Source organism: Halomicrococcus pelagicus, from assembly GCF_051917725.1.
GTDB lineage: Archaea > Halobacteriota > Halobacteria > Halobacteriales > Haladaptataceae > Halomicrococcus.
This window is the reverse complement of sequence record NZ_JBQBLX010000007.1, coordinates 65,419-87,053: the sequence shown is the minus strand read 5'-3', so window position 1 is coordinate 87,053 and position 21,635 is coordinate 65,419. Positions and strand designations below refer to the sequence as shown.

Sequence of the window (21,635 nt, the reverse complement as noted above, 5' to 3'; positions counted from 1 at the left end):
TGAGGTAGACTTTCGCTATTTCTCTACCGTCACACCGGATCGCTGGAAATCAGCCGCTGGCGATGTCTTTTGGTGCTGGGCGTGGACGAGAGAACGGAATCGAGGACCGCCGGAGAGACGAGATATCGTCACGCGAGCTCTTCTAGCTGGCTGTCCCGGAGCACGGCCTTCAACACGACGTCGGTGTCTTTCACGAGTCGATGCTCCAGGTAGCTTCCCTGCCCTCGACCGCCGCCCGTCCGCGTCGACTCGACGACGCCGAGGAACGCTTGTTCCTTTAGCAGTTCGTAGACGCGGTGTTCACCGAGAACGTTGACGCTGAGCTGTTTGCAAACGACCTGATAGCGCTCGTAGATCTCGCTCGTCGAGAACTCGTCTCGGGAGTTCTCCTTCGTAAGACGACCGAGAGCGTAGAGGATGAACTTTACCTGGGTCGTCGAGCCTCGAAGGAGTTCTTCGAAGCGATCGATCTCGGCCCACTCCTGCGCTTCGCGGACGTGGTCTTCGGACACCTGTTCGTCGCCCTGGCGTTCGGCGAGTTCACCAGCGTGACGGAGGATCTCGATCGCCTTTCGAGCGTCACCGTGCTCCTGGGCGGCGAACGCGGCAGTGAGGGGAATGACTTCGTCCGTGAGAACGCCGTCTTTGAACGCGTCGCGACGATGGTTCATGATGTCCCGGAGTTGATTGGCATCGTAGGGCTGGAAGACGAACTCCTCCTCGCGGAGGCTACTCTTGACGCGCTCGTTGAGTTCGTCCCGATACTCGATCTTGTTGCTGATCGCCACGATACCGAGATGACAGTCGGCCTTCCCGGATTCGCGTGCGCGCGAGAGTTGCATCAGCACGTCGTCGTCTTCGAGTCTGTCCACCTCGTCGAGAATTATCACGACGGCGTCGTAGACCGCGTCGAGAATCTCCCAGAGATAATCGTAGTACTCACCGCTGCCGATGCCTGCCCGGGGAATGGAAAAGTCGGTTCGGGCCTCGTCGTTGAGGTCGCGAGTGATCGTCCGTGCGACGCGGGTCTGGGTGTTGTGCTGTGCACAGTCGACGTACACGGTGCCGACCGATACGTCCTGAGCGACGGCGGCCCGGCGTGCACGTTCGGTGACGTGACGAGCGACGAGCGACTTGCCCGTTCCCGTTTTCCCGTAGATCATCACGTTGTTCGGCGGTTCGGTGCGGACGATAGGGCGGAGTTCGGCGGCGACTGCTTCGATTTCGCTGTTGCGGCCGACGATCCGGTTACTCTCCGGGACGTGACCGACTTTCAGCAGTTCTTTTCGCTCGAAAATCGACGTGTGGACGGCCTCGTCCTCGTCCCAGTTGAACAGGGGATCCTCCGACGGATCCTCGAAAGGGTCGTCGACGTCGGAGAGACGTGCGGGGTCGTCGGTCATACCTCATGTCCTATCGCTATTGTATAAAAAACTACTCCCTCCTCGGCCAGAGTGTATCGCCCGTAAATACAGCGGGCGAATCGTCGAGGTTTAGAATTTCTGACTCGCAGCTTCACAACCACACACCCCTCGTCCAGACTGTATTCCGATGGACGTCGAAGCGGTCGACCGACGCGGAAATCCCTCGCGAGGTCTCGTCGCGACCCACCCCTGGTCCAGAGTGAAAATGCAGTCTCCGACGAACGTCGAATCGAGGACGATTGCGAGAACCGGAGCGCTGGCCACACCCCTCGTCCAGAGTGTATCGAACTAACGAACCAGCCCCCACCCCTCGTCCAAAGTGAAAGGGACGACCGATTCGTGGTCGTCATCCGCCACTGTGACTCGTCCGGGACACCCCCGATACAGAGTGTACTGTCACAGCGGTCGAAGAGATCTCGGTCCTCACGCCACTCGTCGGTGTCGTCTAGCACGGGCCGTGGGGCGACGTCGTCCTTCTCGTTCCTCACCGGGTTTACTCGGATAGATACGGTGGACGGGTTCGGTCAGCTGGAGTGCGACGAAGTGACGATCCATTCTCTCTCGCCAGTACGTTCCCCTCGTCGCCCCCACGTCTCGTGTTGCCAGTACGCGCTTCCCTCTCGCCGGTACGCCCCCTCATCCCGCAAACACACACCCCTCGTCCAGAGTGAAACGCGACGAAGGTAGGCACGGTCCGTGCAGGCGGTCGCCATCCGACCGTCGTTCGGGGTGGTCTGGCCATCGTTCGAGACAGTCGTCTCGAGGAAATACTCGCCGTACGTAACGCCATCCTTACCGTCGTTTTGGGGGGTATCAGCCCGAACGAGTACAGCTCTATCGTGGAAGCAACCATACGCCGTCCAGGTGGGACAGTCGAACCGACGGGACAATCGAGAGGACTGGGACCCACTTACCGACCAATCACCTCTTGATGTAGAAGTTTACACTCGATGTAGAAGTCGATCTAGAAGTTTTATGTGGTGGCACGGTCTCATAGTCCATTGGATAGTTCGTTCTATAGTGAGGAGAACGACCGTTCGTTCCGAACGGCCGAAACGTACGGTCGTAACGTTCCGTTCGTGTCGTCTCCAGTAGTTTCGTCGAGTGGACGGTATCTCCGACGGTATCCGACGGACATCCCTCGTCTACCCGTTTTCTCTGAAGTCGTCGCCGTATGGCTGGTTCGTTCGACCTCACCCCTACCCCACCCTTCCCCTCCAAGAAATACACTCTGGACGAGGGGTGTGTGTCACCGTCGTCTTCTCGACCGACACGAATTCACTGGGTCCGCAACTGACACCATCTCACCGAGATCATCGTCCGTTTCGACGGCAACGACGGTGCGCTCGTCTCTCCGGTCATTACGTTCACCGCCGGAGGACATCGACCCGACGGCTGGTCGAATCCAACCGACGACGGTCCGCCGCTGGGCCACGTCCGCGATTGCTCGCTATCGCTCGCTTCTGGACGGACACGTGGTGTTCGCTAACGCTCGCTTCTGGTCGTAGACGTAGTGCTCGCTATCGCTCGAACGGCCCCTGCGACGTGCGTCCGTTCGGCGAATCGTCTGCTCGTTCGCTGTAAGTTGTGAACGCCGCTCGCGATAGCTTTCCCGGTCTCGGCGGCGATGTCCCAGCTCGGTCGTTCGACCGACTGGATGCGGGACGTCGCCCACCGACTGGGATGTGCGAGGAGATACAGGTCCTGACACGCTTCCGACTCGAGGGCGCGTATCACGTCGTCGGTAGAGCGAACACGGCCGAAGCCGGGGACGGACACGTTCCAGTCGCGGCCGGTATCGGAACAGTACAGCCGTTCGCTGGTGCCATCGTCGTCGGCCTCTACCTCGTACGCTCTCCCGGTGAGATCGTAGTCCGCCGGTGTCCGGGTACCTTCCCACAGATCCGTGTTCAGGTGGGGAGAGAGCGGACTCCCGTGGGAGCAGATCGTGTCGACGGTAACGTGCTGGCGAAACGACGCCAGGTTGGCGGCGAACCGGGCGTGTGCTCGTCGCACGTCACCGCGTTCGTTCGCCAGGTCCTCGTAGTGATAGCCGATTTCGTGACCGTCCGCCTCCATCGATTCGGCGAGGCCGGGGTCGAACGTACTCGTCCGGAAGTAGTAGGTGGCGTCGATTCCCAGGTCGGTTTCGACCTCGGCCAGTGCGACGGCGTTGTGGACGCGGCGGTCCACGTCGTGCCGGAGCACGATGGAGGGCGTATCTAGGGTCGTCGTGTCGAAGTACTCGGCCACGGTGTAGAACTCGTACCCCTGGTCGAGTGCCGTCCTCAACAGTTGCTTATAGTCCGAGAGGCCGAAGCCGGATAATTGCATGATTCCAGCTCCAAATGGTAGTGATGCCTTAATTGTTATGAGCGCGATACTAACGGAATAGGCTCTCCCTTCCCGTGTCGAACCGCTACCTACAGGATGCAACTAACCGAACAGGTTTCCTCTAGGGACTCTCAATCTTCTCTTTCAGAGAGCGGTTACAGTAATAAGTACTCCCTTCACGGCCGAACCGTGCCGACGACGTCGAACGCAGGTCGGCACTTACAGAACCTGCCCAGCGTCGACGCCGTCGAAGAGCGCCCCTTTCCGTTACGAACGTAACACGGACGGGCTCGCTCGACTCCGATGATTCCGGACGGGTGGCTCGCGACACGCTTCGAACGGCGTCGAGATACGCCGACGATTCGGTCGAGTAATCCTCGTTCGATGGTGATAGGCAGGCGTCGAAAAGACGAATCGAGCGAAACCATCCCCCTCGTTTATTGACCCCATCGCGGTACCGTCGTGGGGATGAGATGGAACGTTCAACGCAGTGTAGCGGTCGTAACGGCGCTGTTGATGCTCACGAGCGTCGCAGGTGCTTCGACAGTGGCGGCCCAATCCGGACAAGCGCGGGAGGGCGTCACGCTCCAGGACGTGACCGTCGACCGGCTTCAGGTCGGGAACGCGACGGTCGAGAACGCGACGATAGGGACGATACAGGCGAACGAGATACAGCTTCGAGACGAAGGCCGGACGCTCACGGGCGTCATGATTACGGACGTCCGTCTCGAACAGTTGACGCTCGCGAACGCCAGTCTCGATAGCGTCAACGGGACGAACCTTTCCGGTAGACAGCAGTCCGCCGGAAACATCGCGGTCGAAAACGCCTCCTTCCAGCAGATGTTGATCCGGCAGGTTACCGTCGATACGGTCGTCGTCGAGGAGTTCCAGACCGGAGCCACGACGGCGACGACGACCACCCGGACGGAGACGGCGAACGAAACGGACAACCAGACGACGACGGAGGCGGCGACTGCCAACGAGACGACGACCGAGATGCCGAACGAGACGACGGCCGACGGGAACGAGAGCCTCGGTACTGCCGTCGTCGATCAGGTCCAACTCGAACAGCTCACTATCGGATCGCTCACCGTCGAGCAGGTGACGACCGGCCAGTCGCAACCGGACGTGGAGTCCATCGCGGAGGGGACCGACCCCGACTTCGACTTCGTGAGCATAGCCGCTAACAACGGATCCGTCGACGAGGCCACGGCACAGATTGCCTCCGCAGGCGACGTCGTCGTCGGAGCGGAGTTCAACGAGACGACGACCACTGCGGCGGCGAACGTGACCACGACGCCCGCTGCGACGGCGACGGAAGCGGCGAACGCCACCACCGAGGCCGCCGGAACGACCACGACCGCGGCGCCGGCTGCCACGGAGACGACCGAGGCACCTGAAGAGACGACCGAGGAACCCGAAGAGACGACCGCTGCGGAGACCACCGAAGCCGCCGGTGAAACCACGGCGACCGAGGCCGCGGAAACGACCGAGGCAGGGGCGACCGTGACCGAAGCCGCGAACGAGACGGCGGCGAACTAGACGTCCAAGTGAGCGGCGGCGTGACCGACGAGGCGTTCGGTCGGGTCAGTAGTCGCTGGCGAAGGGAGAAACGAATCGTCGACCGTGACTTCGGTCGGTGCAGAGGGCGTCCACGGTGGTGACGAACCACGGTAGCGACCACCGACGCCGTCGACTCGTTTTGCCGCTTTCACACGGTTCGGTCGACGCTGGTCGCCAGCGGTCGTCCTCACGGGGTCGTGTCCATCGGCAACGGCCCGGAGAGAACGACCTTCAGTTGCCGTTCGACGGCTGGCTGCTCCGAGTCGGACGGGCCTACGCTTCCAGTTGGGTTCGCACTTCCGAGAGCATCTCGTCGATGCTCGCGTCCTGCAGTTGTTCGTCCGCGAAGCGTAGCCTGAGACGCGGGCGTCCGACCTCGATGGGGACCTTTTCGGTGTCGATGATCCCGTTGTCCTCCAGTCTCGTCTTCGTGCGCGAGAAAGTCGCCTTGCTCGCGAGGCTGACGTCTTCGCCCCACTTGCTGATGTCGTAGAGCAACACCTCGTTTCTCGCAGCAACGAGCAAGCAAATGGTCACCTCGTCGAGGTCACTGTCGCTGTCTACGGTCTCGACTGCGTCGAGAATCTGGTCGAAATCGTCGGCCGCGTCCTCCCCGATGTCTTCCCGCATCGTCTCCCGGACCTGTGACAGCGGAGGCGTCCGGAGCGTGACCTCGTCGGCGTTCTCCCATTCCTCCGAGAACACCGTTCGCATTCGCTCGACCAGTTCCGGGTCGTCCGACTGGAACCCCGTCACGTCTCCCTCCACCTCGACGAGCGGTATGGCCTGGTCCGCAGTGATCAGCAGCGAACTCCGGGCGATGTCTTCCGTCGACCGTGGCGACAGCCGCCCGTCGGCGATCAGGTCTGCCGCGTGGCCCGCGGTGACGAAGTCGTCGAAGATGTCCTTCGGCGTCTGCTCGTCCGTGAGCACGCGCAGTTCGGAGAGGTCGCCCTCGAACTCTATGGCGGCCGTAATCAGACCATTGAACTCGGTCCGTGATGGATTAACCACGAGGATCGGCTCGGTTGTTGTCTCGAAGAGATTGTGAAAGAGGTCGACGATGTCGTGGTCAAGCAGTTCGGCGGATGGCATAATGGGACTTGGTGGCGGTATATACTTTGTTGTTCACCGATTGCTTCTAAGAATTCCCGGCTTAACGCGGATGAAGACTACGGTCACGAGGAAAGAAAAGCGCATAACGTAGCTATCGTTCCCTCCGAAAACGCCCGTCGTGGGGCGCAAGCAGCGGAGTAAGCGGGAATGGCTCACGAGAATCCGGTGTCGTTCCCGTCGGCGATAGCGACGGACGGTCCCGGGTGCTTCGCTGGCACTTCCGCTCCCCGGACGTCTCCGCGTTTCGAGAACTACCGCTGGTATTATGCCACTCAGTGTCGCACGTTCGGCGATGGTGCAACCCGAGGGGGACATCGTTTACGTGCCAGCCGACGGGGTGGACCTCGAAGGAGAACTACGCATCCCCGAGGGTGCGAGGGGACTGGTCGTGTTCGCACACGGAAGCGGGAGCAGTCGTCACAGCCCTCGAAACAACCACGTCGCGGACGTACTCCAGTCGCGCGGCCTCGGTACCTTCCTCTTCGACCTGCTCACGGAAGTGGAGGACCGGTCCCGGGAGAACCGATTCGACGTACCGCTCCTGACGGACCGCCTGACAGCGGTCACGGAGTGGCTCGGAGCGTACGACGTGACGAGGGACCTCACGCTCGGCTATTTCGGCTCCAGCACGGGCGCGGCCGCCGCGCTCCGGGCCGCGGCGCGAGGCGGCTCCGACGTCGCGGCCGTCGTGTCGCGTGGCGGACGAGTCGACATGGCGTCCGGGCACCTGGGTGACGTCCAGGCGGCGACGTTGTTCGTCGTCGGCGGCGAGGACACGGACGTGCTCGAACTCAACCGCGAGGCGTTCGACGCCCTCGACTGCGAGAAGCAACTGGCAGTGATCGAGGGTGCGGGCCACCTGTTCGAGGGACCGGGGGAACTCGATGAGGTGGCCGACCTCGCCGCCGACTGGTTCGCCGACCACCTGTCGTGAGCGTCGGCCCGTAGCGTCCTCCGTCACGAGGACGACCCTTGAGCAGTCACTCCGTCCCCTCGCGCACCGTTCCCGTCAGACGGCGCGTTCGAGCACTTCGAAGCAGGCGCTGAGGGGATGGTAGCCGACGGTGACCGCCGGGGACTGGTCGACGTCGGGGTGGACGTCGTTGTCTCGCGTAAGTTTGAAGAACCAGTTGCCGTACTTCCGGTTCACCACGTTGTCCCAGGCGTACTCCCAGAAGCGGTCGTACCACTCCCAGTAGCGGTCGTCCCCGGTTCGGTCGGCAAGCAGCGCGGCGGCCGCGATGCCCTCCGCGAGCTTCCAGTAGTACTTGTCCGTGACGATGGGCTCGCCATCGCGGTCGAAGGTGTAGTAGAACCCGCCGTACTCGTCGTCCCAGCCGTTCTCGACGGCGCTCTCGAAGAACCGTTCGGCGCGGTCGCACAACCAGGGCTCCTCGCGGTGTCGGTCGAGCATCAGCAGGAGTTTGCTCCACTCCAGCAGGTGGCCGGGCTGGTAGCCCCACGGCCGGAACAGGTGGTCCGGTTCGTCGCGGTTGTACTCCCAGTCGAGGTCCCAGTCGTCCGTGTAATGCTCCCACACGAGGCCGTCACCTCGGTCGGCGAGCCGGCGGGCGAGCGCGTCGGCGATGGCGTACGCGCGGTCGAGATACCGCCGGTCGTCGGTCGCCTCGTACGCGGCGAGCATCGCCTCGCACACGTGCATGTTCGCGTTCTGGCCGCGGTAGGTCGACGTCGGCTCCCAGTCGGCGTCGAGTTCGCTGCGACAGAGGTCGTGGTCGGGCTCCCAGAAGTGCTCGTCGACGAGGTCGTAGACGGCGTCGACTTCCTCGCGCGCACCCGGGAGGTCGGCCTTCGTCGCCGTCGCGAGCGCCAGCAGGACGAACGCGTGGCCGTAACAGGACCGCGTCCCGTCGGTCACGTCGCGGCCGTCGAGCAGCCACGCGAACCCGCCGCTATCCTCGTCGCGGTGCTCGGACAGCAGGAACTGGAGTCCGTGCGTCGCCGCCGAGCGACACCAGTCGGGCCCGTCGAGGAGTTCGCCGACGCTGAAGTTGTACACGAGGCGGCACGTCGCGACGAGATGCTTCGTCCGACCGTCGTAGACGTGGCCGTCGTGGTCGCTCAACTGTGCGACGTACCCGCCGTGGGTGTGGTCGATGCAGTCCGGATAGTAGAAGTTCAGTAGCTGTCCGGCGTGCTGGCGAAGCCACCGCGCGTCACGGAACAGCGTCGGAGTGTCGTCCATCAACACAGTAGTTACCCGTGCGCGCGAATATGATTCATGGTTAGTTCGAGACCGATGCGGTTTCTTTGGATACTTCCAAACTCAAGAAAACGGTTCATTGTGATTGCGTCTGAAGAAATCATCAATGTTCGCGTACGGAGCGCAGTACTATCGGCCGCCAAATCCGCCGTCGGACGTCTGGGCTGACGACCTCGAGCAGATGGCGGATTTGGGCTTCAACACGGTGAAACTGTGGGCGATGTGGAACCACACGCATCCCGCCGAAGACGAGTTCGACTTCTCGGAACTGGACGAACTCGTCGAAATCGCCCGGGAGAACGGTCTCCGGGTCGCAGTTTCGCTCATCCTGGAGAACGCACCGCACTGGCTCGCAGAGCGGTATCCCGCGGCGCGCTACGAGGACCAGAACGGACTGAAAGTCGACCTTCGAGCGCGACCGAACACTCCCGGTGGAGGATGGCCCGGACTGTGTCTGAACCACCCCGGGGTCCGCGAGGAGGCCGAACGATACACGAGGGCGCTCGCCGGGCACTTCTCAGACGAGGACGCCGTCGCGTCGTACACGACGTGGGACGAGGCGTTCTTCGAACCCAACCTCCACTTTCCGGACAAGCGGTTCTGTTACTGCGATGCGTGTACGGACGAGTTCCGACAGTGGCTTCGCGACCGGTACGGCGACCTCGACGGTCTCAACGACGGGTGGGAGACCAGACACACGGACTGGCAACAGGTCGAACCGCCGGCGTTCCACGGCGGGTATCCCCGATTTCTGGACTGGCTCCGATTTCGACTCGACTCACACCAGCGCCACATGCAGTGGCGCGCCGACGCGCTCGACGACGCCGACGATACGGCTATCGTCCGAGCACACGGCATCTCCGGCAATCTCGGCGACCTCCCGCACCGGTTCAACGACGATTGGCGCTCCGCGACGACCGTCGACGAGTGGGGAACGACGACCTTCCCACACTGGGGGCCGGACCACCCGGATATCACGACGGACGCCCGACGACAGACCGTCGACCACCATCTGATGCTCGACGTCGCGCGCGGAGCGGCACAGGGGCGGTCGTTCTGGCAGACGGAACTGCAGGGCGGACACGTCCGGAGCGGGAACAGCGTCGATCCGATGGGACTCACGCGGGGACCGTCACCCGACCGGGAATCGGTCGGGCTCTGGAACTGGAACGCGTTGGCCGGTGGGGCGAGCGGCGTCATGTACTGGCAGTACCGCCCCGAGTTGCTCGGCCACGAGAGCCCGGGATTCGGCCTCGTCCGTCGCGACGGATCGACGACCGAGCGAACGGACGTCGCTGCGGAGTTCGCGAACCTGGTCGACCGACACCCCGTCCTCGAAGCGGCGACGCCAGTTCGCGGAGACGTCGCCATCGGCGTCCTTCCGGAAGGCCCGCTGTTCAACTACGTGGCCGAGAAGGACACGGACCAGTTCGCGAGCGCGGTACGCGGAACCTACCGGGCGTTGTGGAACACGGACTACCGGGTCGACTTCGCGAAACCACATCAGTTCGACGACTACGGCGTGGTCTTCCTCCCGTTCCCGTTGCTGCTTTCCCACGACACCGTCGACCACGTCGAATCGTACGTCAGCGGTGGCGGCATGCTCGTCACCGGTGGTGCGCCAGCCGTGTACGATCACAACGGACGCGCGTTCCGCAGACCGCCCGGTCGCGGTCTCGAGGAGGTGTTCGGTACGCGGCTACGGACGACGCGACACGACGGCGACGAGTCGCTCTCCCTCTCGACCGACCGCGATGCGTCGGTCGACGAGCACAACGTGACCGTTCCGAGCGCTGCCCGGCGCGACGTGTTCGACCCCGAGAGCGCGACGCCGATCGGATACTGGAGCGACGGTGGCGTCGGCGCGACCTCGAACGAGTACGGCGACGGAACCGCTGTCGCACTCGGCACCCTCGTCGGCAGCGCCTACGGTCAGACGGACGAAGGAAAATCGATTCGTACGCTGTTGACCAATCTGGCCGTTCGCGGCGATGTCGTTCCTCGCGTTCGCACCTCCGAGCCGAACGTACAGACGCGTCTCCACCGGCACGACGACGGATGGTTACTGTACCTCGTCAACCCCGCTCTGGAGAAGGAGACGGTCGATGTTCGGTTCGAGGATCTCCCCAGCACCGAGGGGAAGACTATCGGAGACGTACAGGTGCTCTCGGACGACCCGCTTCGGGTCACCGTGGACGAACGGAGCGGTGGGGTACTCCGGTTCGAGGGAGGTCGGTGACGGTGCCGAGAAACGACACCGTCGCGGTCATCGAGGCGAACGGGCGACGAGCGACCGTACGGACCGGTCCGTACACGGTCACCGCCGGTGTCGACCTCGATGCCGTTCGTGTCTCTCGTCGCGACGCCGACCCGAACGGCTGCCTCGCCATCCAGCCCGGTGGTCCCGAGGGGAACCTGCTCAAAGCCGACCGCGTAGACGAAGTGAACGTGGACCCCGATGCCAGCGGCGACGTGACGCTGACGGTGACCGGTCAACTGGACCACGGCGGATTCGAGTTCGAGGTCCGATTACCGGCCACCGACCCTGGGGTCCTCTCCTACGAACTCTCCGTCACCGGCGACTTGACGGCGGCAAACGTCGGCGAATGGGGGCCAGAACTCGTCATCCGCGACGAGACGGGTACGCGCGTCGACGATGCGTTCGTCACGTATCTCGACGGAACGCCCGCCAGCAATCCGGCGGCCGGAACGAGCGACTACAATCAGTTCGTCTACGCTGGCGAGGACGCCGTTCTGGACTCGACGCTCCTGTATCTGGCCGACTGGCCGGCGCTCGACGAGTACTTCCGGCGAACGGGGACGAACATGCGGGCGACGGTTTCCTCGCCTCCCGGCCGGATCGGGTACGAACCGCCGACACCGGTCGACGAACCGGGTACCGACCCCATCACCGTTCTCGCCGCGAATCTTTCGCTGACTCCGGAGGCAGTTGCCGTCGACGACCCCCAGCGTTACTGCGAACGGTTCGTCGACGACGTGGCGGCTCTCTACGATCAACTCGACGAGCCCGATCCGGTAGACGTAGATTGGCGCGAGGTCAGCGGAAAGACGTTGGACGCCGTCCGTGACCCGGCGAACCGGTACGAGTACGACGGAACGTTCCACCCCGGTGGTGTCGAACTGGTCACCGTCATGAGTATCGTGACGCCCTATCGGGCCTACGCCGAGCAGTTCGACGACGAGCGCAGTCGTGACCTCACCGCGGACGTCGCCTCACTCGTCGAGACCTACTACGACCCCGAGTACGAGGACGACGCCGGCAACACGGGGATGATCGGAAACTCCCCGGCACCGCTCACGCTCACGCACGTCGACGCCTGGTACCTCCTCTGGCCGGTCGTCCAGGCTGCCGAGTACGCGCTCGCGTTCGACGACGACCGGATCGCGGAGATGGTCGTCGACACCGCGGACGTGATGGTCGACGTCGGTCGGGAACTCGACTACGAGTTCCCGATGTGGGTCGACGTCGACAATCTCCAGGGGCACGAACCGTCGGACGGCCAGTGGGACGGTTACCAGTACGACTGTACCGGCGCTTACGCCTACCTGATGCTACAGTACCACGACCTGACCGGTGACGACCGGTATCTCGAGGAAGCGGCGGCGGCTGGCGACCGCCTGTTACAGTACGGGTTCGAACTTCCCTACGAGTTCACGACGACGCCGCTCACCCCACTCGCGATGCTCCGACTGGCCGAGCGGACTGGAGACGACCGTTACGTGGGGGCGTCTTACATCGGTCTCGCGAACGTCCTGCGCCACGCTTACTTCTTCGACCCCGATTACGGTGAGTACGAGGGACGGCGCGTGTTCCTGCTGAACGAGGCGATGCCGCCGGACGGCTACGAGGGGAACTTCTTCGCGAACGCCCTGGAGGAGTGGTCGGTCCTCCACCATCTGGAACGGTACCTTCGCGAAGGCGGCGACGCGCTGACGTCGGCGGCCCGCGAAATGGCCGCCGAGTTGCTGCGCCACAAGGGAAGTTCGCTCGCGGACTCGCTCCCCGCGTTCCAGCCGGACCCCTCGCTGATACACGACGACCCCTCGCCACAGTCCGGACGGCGGGTCGACCGGGAGTGGTATCTCCCGATAGAACCGTTCGGAGCTATCGCTCCGATGTTCGACGAGCTGGGGGAAGTCGGACAGGATCTCTACGGCGCGGGCGCTTACCCGGAGATGGCGACGATACAGTACCAGCCACTGGGGGACGACGCGACGCTCTACGTGGGGGGCCCCACCGCGGTCGAGTCCTGCACTGCTCACACCTGGCGCGTCGAACCGCTCGGAGAGCGCGGCACGTACGAAGCCCGCCTCTTCGGGGAGATGGACGCCCTCATCGACTACGTCGTCCGACCGGCAGGCGCGTCCGACGAGGACGTTCCCCTCTGTTACGACGAGGACGACGATTGCTACCGTTTCGAGTTGGCCGTCGACGAATCGTATCTGGTGACACGGACGGTTCCCACGCGCGCTATCATCGTCGAGGACTTCGCCGTAGAGCCAACGTCCATCTCGGTCGACGAAACGGCCACCGTCTCGATGACAGTCGTAAACACGTCCCCGCAATCGGGGGCGTACGAGGTCGCACTCTCCGTCGGGCCGTCGACGCTCACCCGGTCGCTGGAACTCGATTCCTACGGCTCACGGGACGTGAGCTTCGCGGTCTCGCCCGACGAACCCGGCAGGTACAACGTCACCATAGCTCACGAGAACCGGGCCCTTCACGTGGAGCAACGGTAGGTCCCGTACCGCGATGGCGGTTCGTGCGGCGCAATCTATCCGACGTTGCTACCGCCGAACGGCCAGGGGGTCGAGGCCGCGAGACATCGTGAGGCCCCGAAACGGGTCGCCGAACGGGTCGAACGGACCGACGAACTGGCACAACTGACATTTTTATGGCATTTTATGATTAGCCACCGATAGATCGGCAGTCTCACGTAATAGTCTCCAAGAACTTTGATGATATTCAAACTCTAGGGCTGCGTTTAACAATCGTCTCTGGTAACGAGACTCACGATGCCCACGACTGATGGTGACGGTCAGACACGGCGGACGGTTCTCTCCGGTGCAGCGACGAGCACGGCCTTGATGGCCAGTATCGCCGGATGCACCGGAAGTTTCGGTGGCGGCAAGAGCAACGATGGCGGCGCGGGCGGCTCCGACGGCTCGGGGAAGGTGAAGTTCTGGTCGTCGACGAACAAGCAAGAACTCACGTTCCACCAGAACGCGGCGAAAGCGTTCCGAGAGAGCAACTCGACGGGCCTGAAAATCCGACCCGTTCCCGAGGGTGAGAGCTCGGAACAGGTCGTGCTGTCGGCGCTCTCGTCCGGAACCGCACCGGGCGTGTTCGCGAACGTGTTCCCCGGGTTCGCGGCGAAGCTCGAGAAGAACGGCGCAGTCGCGAACCTCTACGAGCTAGACGGCGCGAAGAAGTTCATGAAAGAGCGCTCGGGCCAGAAGATACTGAGCCGGTACGAGTCGCCCGACAACGGCGGCATGTATCAGGCGCCGTGGAAGGCGAACCCGGTCCTCTTCCAGTACAACGACACCGTCTTCGAGGAGAGCGGGTACGAGGCAGACGACTATCCTCAAACCCTGTCTGGACTCATCGAAGCCGGGAAGAAGATAACGAACCAGAAATCGGTCGAGTACCTCTGGGACCGTGCCCCGAAGCCGACCTGGTACGAACGCTGGTTCGACTTCCTCCCGCTTTACCTCTCGGCGACGAAGGGTGGCGACATGATCGAGGCGACGAGTGACGGGAAGCTCAAGCCCGCCTTCAACAACGACGCCGCAGCGAAGGTGCTGTCGTTCTTCCAGGACCTGTACGACAACGACCTCGCCCCATCCCAGTCTACGAAGAAACAGCTGTTCGCGAAGGACAAAGCTGCTATCAACACCGGCGGCCCGTGGGTGATTCCGTTCTTCAAGGAGACGAACGAGAACATCTCGATGTCCCACCGCAAGCCTCCAGTTCCCGACGGGATGTCGCTGAACGGTCACACGTACGCCGACCCGAAGAACACGTCCATCTTCAAATCTGCCAACAACAAGCAAGGCGCCTGGAAGTTCGTCTCGTTCGAGCAGCAGAAAAAGTGGGACACGAAGTTCCTCGAACGGAGCCTCCAGCTTCCGCTCCGGAAGGACCTGGTCGACGTCGCCAGCGGGTTCTTCGAGAAGAATCCCGGGGTCGAAAAGTACGCGAAGGTGCTAGAGACCTCGCACCCGCCGGCGTACACCCCGAACTACACCAAGTACATGAACACGTTCAGCGAGCAGGCGTTCGTACCGGTGTGCCGGGGGAACAAGCAGCCAAAGAAAGCGCTCAACGATGCCGAACAAGCCTTGAAAGGCGTCCTGAACTGATCGCTAATGGCCAGTGGATCATCCGACCGAATCCGCGACGAGTCGACGACCGTGAGCGCGGACGGAGCCCGCGGCACGACGGCCCGGATAGCGGGTCTGCCGCTCGTCGGGACCGCTACCGAGCGACTGGGTAACCACGACGACAACCTCGTCGGATGGGCGATGATGCTACCGTGGCTGGTGTGGGCGTCCGCGTTCCTCATCTTCCCGTTCCTGTTCGCGGTCTATCTCAGCTTCCACGAGTGGTCGATCATCAGTCCCGAAAAGCCGTTCGTCGGCCTCCAGAACTACGTCACCTTGCTGAACGACCCGCTGTTCTGGAAGGCGTTCGGGAACACGGTGTACTTCTTCGTGGTGAACGTCCCGACGCAGATCGTCCTCGCGCTCGCAGTCGCGTTGCTGCTCGACCGCATCGTGCGAGGCCGAACGCTGTACATGGTCGGCTACTTCGTCCCGTACGTGACGAGCGGCGTCGTCGTCGCCGTCGTGTTCCGGTGGATATACGCGCCGAACGGGTATATCAATCAGCTACTCGGCATGTTCGGTGGGAAGATAAACTTCCTCGGGAGTGAACTGTGGGCGATGCCCGCCATCGCGATGATGGTCTCCTGGAAGTTCGTCGGGTACTACGCGATTATCTTCCTCGCGAACCTCCAGTCGCTGCCGGACAACATCTACGAAGCCGCCGCGCTCGACGGTGCGGGCGAGTGGGAGCAGTTTCGCTACATCACCTTCCCACTTCTAAACCCCAGCATCCTCGTCGTGGTCATCCTCTCCACCATCACCGCGTTTCAGGTGTTCACCGAACCGTTCATCATGACTTCGGGTGGACCGAACAACGCGACGACCACGTTCGTGCTGATGATCTACCAGCACGCGTTCTCGTACATCGAGTTCGGGTACGCCGCCACGATCGGCGTGGTGCTCGCCTGCATCATCTTCGTCGTCAGCTACGTCGAGCGCAACTACATCGAGAAGGAGGTGACGATGTGACATGAGCTTCGAACAAGAGACGGACATCCTCGAAGCCGACGAGACGGAGACGGAACAGGGACTGCTCCGGAAAGCGCTCGTCTACGGGGCGCTCACTGTTGGCGTCATCGCACCGCTGTTCCCGTTCCTCCTCATGATCTCGATGTCGTTCAAGCCGACGTCCCAGATATACAGTCTCAACCCGATTCCGTCCGATTTCACGCTCGTACACTATCGGTATCTGCTCGACAACGTGCCGATCGTCCGCCAGCTGTTCAACAGTGTCGTCGTGACCGCGAGCACGGTGTTCAGCGTGGTCGTTACGTCGTGTATCATGGCGTACGCGCTGGCAAAGCTCGATTGGTTCGGGCGGGAGTTCGCGTACAACTTCATCCTCGCCACCATGATGATTCCGGGTATCCTGCTGCTCATCCCCCGGTTCATCGTCGTGGTGTGGCTCGGATGGACCAACACGTACCAGGGGATGATCGTCCCGTTCGCCGTGAGTTCGTTCGGGATCTTCCTCCTCACTCAGTTCTTCAGGCAGGTTCCGGACAACCTCATCGACGCCGCGAAGATGGACGGCTGCAACGAACTCGACGTGGTCTTTCGCATCGTGTTACCCAACTCGATGCCTGCCATCGTGACGGTCGCCATCTTCACGTTCATGAACCGCTGGAACCAGATGCTCTGGGACCTCATCGTCGTCAAGAAGCAGACGCTGTACACCCTTCCGGTGTCCATCACCCTCTTCGCGAAGTCCGGTCTTCACAGCAACAGCTTCGGTGCGCTGATGGCAGGAGCTTCGCTGCTCGCGGTTCCCACCATCCTGCTGTTCCTGTTGCTCCGGAGATATTTCCTCGAGGGCGTCGCGATGCAGGAGGTCGGCGCGTAGCGGTTCCCACATCTTCAACTCACCCCTCTCTGTAATCACTCACAATGGCGCTCGACACCGCGACTGGCCGTCTGAACTTCTTCGACCTCGCCCGCGAAGCCAGCGGGGCCGTCTACCGCTCGGTCCACTGGCTGGTCGTCGTGAGCCTGGGATGGACGCTCTGTGCGGCCACCGTCGTTCTCGCTGCACCGGCCACAGCGACGGCTGTCTGGCTGGGAACCGCGGTCGTCGACCACGACCCCGTCGCTGCTACCGACCTCGCGAGCGCCTTCCGCCGCTACTTCTGGCGAAGTCAGGCCCTCGCTATCCCGGCCTATCTCCTCGTCAACGGGATAGTGTGGCCGGGGTACGTCGCGGTCACCACCGGGAACGCTCTCGCCGGTGTCGCGGCGTTTCTCGCCGTCGACGCCCTGATCGTTTACTGTTTTCTCGCAGTGTACGCCATCCCCATTCTCGTCGAGAGCGACGTCCGAGCCCGAGTGGCGTTTCGACGGAGTGCCGAACTGGCGGTCGCCGACCCGACGACGACGCTCGCAGTCGTCCTGTTCGCCGGGACCGTCACCACCGTCCTGGTCGCGACCGTCGCCGGGTGGGTACTCGTCGGTCCTGGATTCCTGGGCGCGATACTCGCGCTCGCGACCCGATATCGCGTCGCGGGAGAAACCTTATGACCCGGCCGCTCCGACCGGCGACGAAGCTCGCGGGCCTCTTCGCCAGCGTCGCCATCGCCGTCTCTCTCGTCGGCATCGCCGGCGGGTTCGACGCTGCTCCCGCGCTCTGGCGCGAGGCGTGGCCGCTCGCCGCTGCGGTCGAGTTCGGCCTCGCAACGCTCGTCGGATACTACGTCTATCAGAGCGGCGGCCCGAAAATTTGACCGATTCGAACGGTGTTTCAATCCAGCCAAACTCGCAAGTAACCTTTTTCTACGACGGTTCGTCGTCTCCTATCGTGACACGAGACGAGTTACCACAGATCACACGACGGACGTTGCTAGGAACGATGGGCGTGACGGCGACAGGGGGTATCGCAAGTGCGGATTCGGTGCGAGGCGGAGACCGTCGTCGTCGGGCGTCTGCCGACCGCGGTCCACGCCCGGGGCTCGTGACGCTCGACCACCTGGAGCGACTTCACGACACGGTGCAGACGCCCGATGGCGAGACGCTCCACTTCTGGTGGATATACGCGGAACCGACCGGCGAGTACGAGTCGCAACCGCCCGCCGACGCCACCTACGAGATGGTGTACGCGTCCGACGAAGGTGTCGCATGTGTCGACGACGTGGCGCGCATCGCGGTCGCGTACCTCCGTCACTACCAGCAGTTCGGGGACGACCACAGTCGCGTGCGGGCACGACAGGCCCTCGAATTCGTCCGTTACATGCAGCTCGAATCCGGGAAGTTCCTCAACTTCATCACGAAACCCGCGCTCACGGAGGAAGTGTTCGGGAGCGAGGACCCCGACGTGGTCGAAGGCATCAGGGTGAACGGCTCACAAACGAGTGCACCGTCGGTCGGCTGGTGGGCGTGCCGTGCCTGCTGGGCTCTCGGCGTCGGCTACCGCGTGTTCGTCGACGAAGACCCGGAGTACGCCGGGGAACTCGCGGCAGACGTCGAGGCGCTCATGGACGCGTGGGCCGCCGGCCCCCTCGAAGAGTACGGCGAGTACGAAACGCTCCACGGCCGGCGGGTACCGAAGTGGCTCCCCGCGAGTGGCACCGACGCGACCGCACCGGCCGTCCTCGGCCTCGCGACGTTCGTGGAGGCTGGCGGGGGCGGGCGTCGCGCACGTCGACAGCTCAGACGGTTCTCGGAGGGCGTCGCAGCGTACCAGTTCGGCGATAGCGACGAGTATCCTTTCGACGCACACCTCCCCTGGACCGGTTCGGTCGGCCTCTGGCACGCCTGGGGCGCTCGCCAGTCGGCGGCGCTCGCTCGCGCCGGGAGGGTGCTCGGAGAGTCGACGTTCGTCGAGTCCGCGCGCGACGAGGTCACCGCCCTGTTCACCCATCTGCTGGCGTCGTACACTCAAATCAAGGGGTTCTACCCCGCACCGGTGCTCTACAATCAGATCTCCTACGGTGCGAACGCGCTCGTGCAGGGCTGTGTCGAACTCGCCAGAGCGACCGACGACCGCCACTACCGTCGTCTCGCCGGGCTGTTCGCCACCTGGTACACCGGTAACAACGTCGCGGGCGCGGAGATGTACGATTCGACGACCGGCCGGGGATTCGACGGCATCAGGGCCGCCGCCGACGTCAACTGGAACGCGGGAGCGGAGTCGACGGTGTGTGCCGTCCTGACCATGCTGGACGCGGCGATGCACTCCCAGTCCGCCTCGCTCCTCGACCTCGACGGAACGACCGCAGCCGACCCGTTCACCACGGTCGAAGCCGAGAGCGGAACCGTGAACGCCGACGCGTCGGTCGAGAGCGGCGGATGGACCGGCGAGGCGCTCGTCAGCGGCGGACGGTACGTCGAACTGCGGCCGGGCGGTGCGGTCACGCTCGACGGCGGTCCAGATGTCGGAGCGTACCGGCCGTACGTCGTCCTCGAGCGCGACGAGTTCGACCCGGACGGCGTCCTGTCCGTCGAGGTCGGCGACGCCGCTGCACAACTCACCGTCGGGGACGCGGGGAGCGAGTACTTCTGGATGGAGTCTGCGGAGGCGTTCGATTTCGACCACGGGGACGCAGTTACGCTCCGGTACGACGGGCCGTCCGGGACGTCCGTCGACGTGGACGCGGTCGTCTTCCAGCCGGTAGTCGAGTTCCGCGTCGCCGGCGACGGCGACCACGAGCGCTGGGGCGTCGTGCGGAACGTCGTCGACGAGGCCCGTTCCCGTTCCGTCCCCGTCGACGTCGACGGACGAGTTCGGGTGACCGTTCGTCGATTCGACGCGGACGGTCGTTCGTCGGGCGTCACGAACGAGGTGTATCGCGATGGCGTCTCGTCAGTGACGGTCGGGGTCGAACCGCTCGGGTACACGCTTCTCTCGGTCCGGTCGCTCGTCTCCTCCTGACGGTCGGCTCGCGGGAGTCGCCCTACGGCGTTTCGAGGTCGAGGGATATTTCGTCGACCGCGAGTCCGATTTCTTTCTCGACGCCGCCGCTATCGCTGACGTTGTACCGCGAAGCGAGGATGCCGGCTTCCTCCAGTTGCTTTACGTGTACAGAGACGGTCCCCTTCGTGAGATCGACCGTATCCGCGAGTTCGTTGATGGTGCGCGTGTGCTCGGTCAGCGCTTGTACTATCTTCCAGCGGGGAGAGGAGCCGAGCGCCTCCGCGACCTCGAGAACCTCGTCACCGTCGACCGAGAGCGTCTTGGATGGTTGTACCGGCCTGTTCGAGCTTGGAACACGACGTGAAAAGCGCTGGTCGCTCATGGATTGATTCGAGTGGGGGCGTGGCGGTCTCTTTCCACTGGCTATGACGAAAACAACAGTGCAGGTACTACATATGAGTGTCGGGTGGAGTTTGATAGAAATCAAATATAGTGGTAAGAAGACGAATAAATCCGGGACAGATCCATCCACTCATTGATTTTATTCTTGGAGGGAGCGTAGGCGGTGCTAATGACTGCTGACGGCTCGGAGCACGTCCCCGCCGACGCGTGGTGGCAGAAGACCTCGATAAAGGGCGTTACCCTCTATCCGTGGGCGACGATGGACGCGGATGCCGTCCTCGAGCGACTCTCCGAGCGGGGAGTAAACACCGTGTTCGTCATCGCCAAGGAAAGCGACGGCTACGTGTTCTACGACTCCGACCTCGCGCCGAATCAGGTCCCCGAGCGCGACCTCCTCGCAGAACTCGTGGCCGCCGCCGACGATCACGGTCTCCGTATCGTTCCCGTCTTCTTCGCGTTGTGCGACGGATATCTCCTCCAGCAACACCCCGAGGCAGTACAGGTGGCTCGCGACGGGACGGAACTCCAGTATCCGAACGTCTCCTTCGAGTGGATGCACTGGGTGTGTCCCAGCCACGACATCGTCCGGGACCATCTCGTCGGGCTCGCGGAGGAGGTCGCGGAGTACGACATCGACGGAGTACGGTTCGCGCACCTCGAGTTCCAGCCCGTCCGGTCCGGCGACGCCGAGCATCGGTCCTGCTTCTGTGAGCAATGCATTCAACGACACGACAGCCGCGACGACGGGTCCTGGACGGACGAACGGAGTTCGACCCTCACGTCGTTCGTCGCCGACCTCACCGCGCCGTTCGCCGACGACCCCAGCGTGGGCGTCAATCTCCAGCTCGAAGCGTTCGCGGACGTCGACGGGACGCTCGAGGAGAGTCGCGAGGTTCTCGGCGTCGACGTCCGAGAATTGGCCCGGTATGCTGATTTCGTCTCGCCCCGGACCGCCCACGTCGACATGAACCTCCACCCGCTCTGGATACGCGACGTGACGCGGTGGTTCAGACGAACCTGCGACCTGCCGGTCGTCCCCTCCATCCGCGCCGCGAAGGCGGACGAACCCAGCACGCGCGTTCCCAGCGACGAGCTGTTCACGGCGATACAGATGGCGCTGCACGGTCGTGCCGAGGGGGTGGACGTCTTCTCGACCGGTGCCAACGTCGGGCGCATCACCGACGAACAGTGGACCGAGGTCGAGCGTTCGTTCGGGGAGATGGACGACCTGTTCGAGGACGAGGAGGCCACCGTCGGGAACTCAGTTTGATGCCCGTCAAACGTCATTGAGTTCTCTCCTACTCTACAGCAATCTATT

16 protein-coding genes are annotated in these 21,635 nt (G+C 63.2%); 11 read left to right on the top strand and 5 right to left on the bottom strand.

Going from position 1 to position 21,635, the window contains the following annotated elements; genetic code table 11:
* Nucleotides 1–128: 128 nt before the first annotated feature.
* Together ACTF4R_RS18295 and ACTF4R_RS18290 are read right to left on the bottom strand one after the other, a co-directional pair.
* Nucleotides 129–1,403 (bottom strand): Cdc6/Cdc18 family protein, encoded by a 1,275-nt coding sequence (locus ACTF4R_RS18295; RefSeq protein WP_440009471.1) that lies wholly within the window; start codon nt 1,401–1,403, stop codon nt 129–131.
* A gap of 1,506 nt (nt 1,404–2,909) precedes the next feature.
* Entirely contained in the window at nt 2,910–3,758 is an 849-nt protein-coding gene (locus ACTF4R_RS18290; RefSeq protein ID WP_440009468.1) for a hypothetical protein, read from the bottom strand.
* Between the two features lie 516 nt (nt 3,759–4,274).
* Here ACTF4R_RS18290 and ACTF4R_RS18285 point away from each other — a divergent pair.
* A complete protein-coding gene (locus ACTF4R_RS18285) occupies nt 4,275–5,300 on the top strand; it encodes a hypothetical protein (RefSeq protein ID WP_440009466.1) in 1,026 nt (341 codons plus the stop codon).
* A gap of 294 nt (nt 5,301–5,594) precedes the next feature.
* Here ACTF4R_RS18285 and tbsP read toward each other — a convergent pair whose 3' ends face one another.
* A complete protein-coding gene (gene tbsP, locus ACTF4R_RS18280) occupies nt 5,595–6,416 on the bottom strand; it encodes a transcriptional regulator TbsP (protein WP_440009464.1) in 822 nt (273 codons plus the stop codon).
* A gap of 313 nt (nt 6,417–6,729) precedes the next feature.
* On the opposite strand from tbsP, the gene ACTF4R_RS18275 reads away from it, so the two are divergent.
* Nucleotides 6,730–7,371: a dienelactone hydrolase family protein gene (locus ACTF4R_RS18275; RefSeq protein WP_440009462.1), complete on the top strand. Its 642-nt coding sequence runs from the start codon at nt 6,730–6,732 to the stop codon at nt 7,369–7,371.
* Nucleotides 7,372–7,446: 75 nt separating this feature from the next.
* On the opposite strand, the gene ACTF4R_RS18270 is transcribed toward ACTF4R_RS18275, so the two are convergent.
* Nucleotides 7,447–8,643, bottom strand: coding sequence for an AGE family epimerase/isomerase (locus tag ACTF4R_RS18270; protein ID WP_440009459.1), 1,197 nt, complete (start codon nt 8,641–8,643; stop codon nt 7,447–7,449).
* A gap of 124 nt (nt 8,644–8,767) precedes the next feature.
* Between ACTF4R_RS18270 and ACTF4R_RS18265 the strand changes: the two genes are divergently transcribed.
* From ACTF4R_RS18265 to ACTF4R_RS18230, 8 genes are all read left to right on the top strand, one after another.
* Nucleotides 8,768–10,900 carry a beta-galactosidase gene (locus ACTF4R_RS18265; RefSeq protein ID WP_440009457.1) on the top strand — a complete coding sequence of 711 codons (2,133 nt, stop codon included), beginning with the start codon at nt 8,768–8,770 and terminating at the stop codon, nt 10,898–10,900.
* A gap of 2 nt (nt 10,901–10,902) precedes the next feature.
* Nucleotides 10,903–13,422 (top strand): COG1470 family protein, encoded by a 2,520-nt coding sequence (locus ACTF4R_RS18260; protein ID WP_440009455.1) that lies wholly within the window; start codon nt 10,903–10,905, stop codon nt 13,420–13,422.
* A gap of 348 nt (nt 13,423–13,770) precedes the next feature.
* Entirely contained in the window at nt 13,771–15,048 is a 1,278-nt protein-coding gene (locus ACTF4R_RS18255; protein ID WP_440009452.1) for an extracellular solute-binding protein, read from the top strand.
* Nucleotides 15,049–15,054: 6 nt separating this feature from the next.
* Entirely contained in the window at nt 15,055–16,041 is a 987-nt protein-coding gene (locus tag ACTF4R_RS18250; protein ID WP_440009450.1) for a carbohydrate ABC transporter permease, read from the top strand.
* A 1-nt stretch (nt 16,042) separates the two neighbouring features.
* On the top strand, nt 16,043–16,915 hold the full coding sequence (locus ACTF4R_RS18245) for a carbohydrate ABC transporter permease (protein WP_440009449.1): 873 nt from the start codon (nt 16,043–16,045) through the stop codon (nt 16,913–16,915).
* A 44-nt stretch (nt 16,916–16,959) separates the two neighbouring features.
* Entirely contained in the window at nt 16,960–17,586 is a 627-nt protein-coding gene (locus ACTF4R_RS18240) for a YesL family protein (RefSeq protein WP_440009448.1), read from the top strand.
* Nucleotides 17,583–17,789: a hypothetical protein gene (locus tag ACTF4R_RS18235; RefSeq protein ID WP_440009446.1), complete on the top strand. Its 207-nt coding sequence runs from the start codon at nt 17,583–17,585 to the stop codon at nt 17,787–17,789. Before ACTF4R_RS18240 ends, ACTF4R_RS18235 begins: the two co-directional genes overlap by 4 nt.
* 227 nt (nt 17,790–18,016) lie before the next feature.
* The gene (locus ACTF4R_RS18230; protein ID WP_440009445.1) at nt 18,017–19,933 is read left to right on the top strand and encodes a hypothetical protein; all 1,917 of its coding nucleotides are present in this window, start codon (nt 18,017–18,019) and stop codon (nt 19,931–19,933) included.
* A 22-nt stretch (nt 19,934–19,955) separates the two neighbouring features.
* Here ACTF4R_RS18230 and ACTF4R_RS18225 read toward each other — a convergent pair whose 3' ends face one another.
* Nucleotides 19,956–20,297 (bottom strand): ArsR/SmtB family transcription factor, encoded by a 342-nt coding sequence (locus ACTF4R_RS18225; protein ID WP_440009442.1) that lies wholly within the window; start codon nt 20,295–20,297, stop codon nt 19,956–19,958.
* 189 nt (nt 20,298–20,486) lie between these two features.
* Here ACTF4R_RS18225 and ACTF4R_RS18220 point away from each other — a divergent pair, with 189 nt between their 5' ends.
* A complete protein-coding gene (locus tag ACTF4R_RS18220; RefSeq protein WP_440009441.1) occupies nt 20,487–21,587 on the top strand; it encodes a family 10 glycosylhydrolase in 1,101 nt (366 codons plus the stop codon).
* Nucleotides 21,588–21,635: the final 48 nt, after the last annotated feature.

Bases quoted from the DNA above. Each gene is read 5' to 3' on its own strand.
- ACTF4R_RS18295 (WP_440009471.1), bottom strand. From the start codon at position 1,403: ATGACCGACGACCCCGCACGTCTCTCCGACGTCGACGACCCTTTCGAG.
- ACTF4R_RS18290 (WP_440009468.1), bottom strand. From the start codon at position 3,758: ATGCAATTATCCGGCTTCGGCCTCTCGGACTATAAGCAACTGTTGAGG.
- ACTF4R_RS18285 (WP_440009466.1), top strand. From the start codon at position 4,275: ATGCTCACGAGCGTCGCAGGTGCTTCGACAGTGGCGGCCCAATCCGGA.
- tbsP (WP_440009464.1), bottom strand. From the start codon at position 6,416: ATGCCATCCGCCGAACTGCTTGACCACGACATCGTCGACCTCTTTCAC.
- ACTF4R_RS18275 (WP_440009462.1), top strand. From the start codon at position 6,730: ATGGTGCAACCCGAGGGGGACATCGTTTACGTGCCAGCCGACGGGGTG.
- ACTF4R_RS18270 (WP_440009459.1), bottom strand. From the start codon at position 8,643: ATGGACGACACTCCGACGCTGTTCCGTGACGCGCGGTGGCTTCGCCAG.
- ACTF4R_RS18265 (WP_440009457.1), top strand. From the start codon at position 8,768: ATGTTCGCGTACGGAGCGCAGTACTATCGGCCGCCAAATCCGCCGTCG.
- ACTF4R_RS18255 (WP_440009452.1), top strand. From the start codon at position 13,771: ATGGCCAGTATCGCCGGATGCACCGGAAGTTTCGGTGGCGGCAAGAGC.
- ACTF4R_RS18250 (WP_440009450.1), top strand. From the start codon at position 15,055: ATGGCCAGTGGATCATCCGACCGAATCCGCGACGAGTCGACGACCGTG.
- ACTF4R_RS18245 (WP_440009449.1), top strand. From the start codon at position 16,043: ATGAGCTTCGAACAAGAGACGGACATCCTCGAAGCCGACGAGACGGAG.
- ACTF4R_RS18240 (WP_440009448.1), top strand. From the start codon at position 16,960: ATGGCGCTCGACACCGCGACTGGCCGTCTGAACTTCTTCGACCTCGCC.
- ACTF4R_RS18235 (WP_440009446.1), top strand. From the start codon at position 17,583: ATGACCCGGCCGCTCCGACCGGCGACGAAGCTCGCGGGCCTCTTCGCC.
- ACTF4R_RS18225 (WP_440009442.1), bottom strand. From the start codon at position 20,297: ATGAGCGACCAGCGCTTTTCACGTCGTGTTCCAAGCTCGAACAGGCCG.
- ACTF4R_RS18220 (WP_440009441.1), top strand. From the start codon at position 20,487: ATGACTGCTGACGGCTCGGAGCACGTCCCCGCCGACGCGTGGTGGCAG.